Annotated in this window: 1 pseudogene; it reads left to right on the top strand. The window is 69.1% G+C overall.

What is annotated here, in order from left to right:
* Positions 1-239: 239 nt before the first annotated feature.
* Positions 240-1289 (top strand): annotated as a pseudogene (locus AB0F70_RS27425) (IS110 family transposase); the annotation flags it as partial.
* Positions 1290-1494 lie beyond the last annotated feature (205 nt).

The raw sequence follows: 1494 nt of genomic DNA, 5'->3' as shown, positions 1-1494 counted from the left end.
CACTGACGTTGATGATGTACTCGCCTCGTTCAGCGGGTCTGACCCTGACACTGACTGACGTCTCCGGGCTGTCTTTGGAGTGATCTGTCGGCCTGTCGGGCGGGGCGCGTCCCTCGCGCGTCGGCCGGGGGCGGGCATGACTTCATAGGAGCCTGTCCAGCGTCCCATCAACGTCTTGTCTGCCCGACCCCGGCCGGTGTGCCCCGTTCCGCTGCAACGGAAAAAGGCACCCGCCCATCATGCCAATCCTGTCTCCTGAAGTCATCGGCGCGCCCGACTGGGTCGTTGCCGGAGTCGATACCCACAAAGACACCCACCACGTCGCCGTCCTGGGCCCTAGCGGCGCCCACCTGGGTGACCGGCAGATCGCGGCCACCACGGCCGGCTACGACGAGCTGGCCGGCTTCGTTGCCTCGTTCGGCGCCGTCCGGGTGATCGGGGTGGAGGGCACCAACTCCTACGGCGCGGGACTTGCCCGCCACCTGGCAACCGCCGGAATCACGGTGGTCGAGGTAATCCGACCCAGACGTGCCCAACGCCGCCGGGGCAAGTCCGACCCGATCGACGCGGTCGCAGCCGCCCAGCAGGCCCTGGCCGACCTCGAGACAGGCGACCTGCCGACCCCGAAGACCGCAGACGGGACCGTCGAGCAGATCCGTCACCTGCTGGCCGTGCGGCGCAGCGCGGTCAAGGCCCGCAGCATCGCGATCCAGCAGATCAAGAACATGCTCGTCACCGCACCCCAACCGATCCGAGACCGGTTCGAGCCGCTCAAGGACACCGTCCTGATCCAGACCCTGGTCGCCACCCGCCCCGCCCCAGCGACCGAGTCCGTCGACGCCGCCGTCGGGCGCGCGTTACAGACCCTGGCCCGCCGCTACCAGTACGTCTCTACCGAGATCGCCGATCTGGACCGTGACCTCGACGTCCTGAACCAGCACGCCGCACCAGCGCTGAGGGCAGCGTTCGGCCTGGGGACCGTGACCACTGCGACCCTGCTGGTCACCGCCGGCGACAACCCCGAGCGCCTGCGCTCCGAGGCCTCGTTCGCCGCTCTGACCGGCACCGCGCCCATCCCCGCCAGCTCCGGACGCACCAACCGGCACCGCCTCAACCGCGGCGGGGACCGGCAGGCGAACTGGGCCCTGCACCAGATCGCGCTCGTTCGGTGGTCACACGACCCGGCCACCAAGGCCTACGCAGTCAGGCTCCGCGCCAGCGGCAAGACGACCAAGGACATCCTGCGCTGCCTCAAGCGAGCCATCGCCCGCCAGGTCTGGCACCTGCTGGTCCATCCCGAGCCAGTGCCCACCATCGACGACCTGAGACCGCTACGCCAGGCCAAAGGCCTGCTCCTGCGCCACGCCGCCGACCACTTCGGAGTCTGGCCCGCCGTCATCTCCACCATCGAACGCGGCAAGAGCCGCAACGACGACCTCGCCAACGCCTACCGCGACTGGCTCCTGACCGCTTGACACGAGATAGGAGCATCAC

Origin of the sequence: Promicromonospora sp. NPDC023805 (assembly GCF_040639635.1) — a bacterium.
Classification (GTDB): Bacteria; Actinomycetota; Actinomycetes; order Actinomycetales; family Cellulomonadaceae; genus Promicromonospora.
Note: the sequence above shows the minus strand (reverse complement) of the source record. Positions and strands in the feature narration are given on the sequence as shown.